The organism is Kocuria subflava, assembly GCF_012163155.1.
GTDB classification, from domain to species: domain Bacteria; phylum Actinomycetota; class Actinomycetes; order Actinomycetales; family Micrococcaceae; genus Kocuria; species Kocuria subflava.
This window is the reverse complement of the sequence record NZ_JAAVUN010000282.1, coordinates 1-502: the sequence shown is the minus strand read 5'-3', so window position 1 is coordinate 502 and position 502 is coordinate 1. Positions and strand designations below refer to the sequence as shown.

The 502-nt window shown below is 61.2% G+C and carries 1 protein-coding gene; it reads right to left on the bottom strand.

All coding sequences use genetic code 11. The annotated features are described in order from the left end of the window. On the bottom strand, positions 1-502 hold a 502-nt coding region (locus GTW58_RS14220; RefSeq protein WP_168023674.1), incomplete at both ends, for a hypothetical protein.

Genomic DNA, 502 nt, shown 5'->3' with positions numbered 1-502 from the left:
GACGCGCCGCTGGAGCACCCGGTTCCCCGTCGCCCATGTCCACGAACGGCGTCGCCAACAACGGGTTGTAATCGAATCGGGCCGCTGTGGCTGTTCCGACCGAGTGGTCGTTGAAAGCAGTCCGAAACGCTGCGGGTGTCGTGGTGAGTCGCGAGGCGATCTTCTCTATGTTCGTCCGCGGATAGAGCTTCAGCACTTCAGTGAAGTTTGGCTGATCCAGCCAGCCAGGCTTGTATGCTCCACCGTTCTGGAAGGCACCCACTTGGAGGAAGAACGTCGCGCCTATCGCCTCGCGGAACGGAACTCCGTCGAGCATGTCCGCCAGCGAGTCCTCGGTAATCACTCGGGTCTCGACGTCGGGCAGGCCCTCGACCATCCAGGCGTGTGAGCGAGCAAGTTCCTCGAAGATCGACTCCTGGTAGGGGAACTGCTCGTACGTGACTCGAGTCATCAGTCTGACGAGAAAGTCCGCGGCCCCGACATCGTCGATGTCCATCGCGTT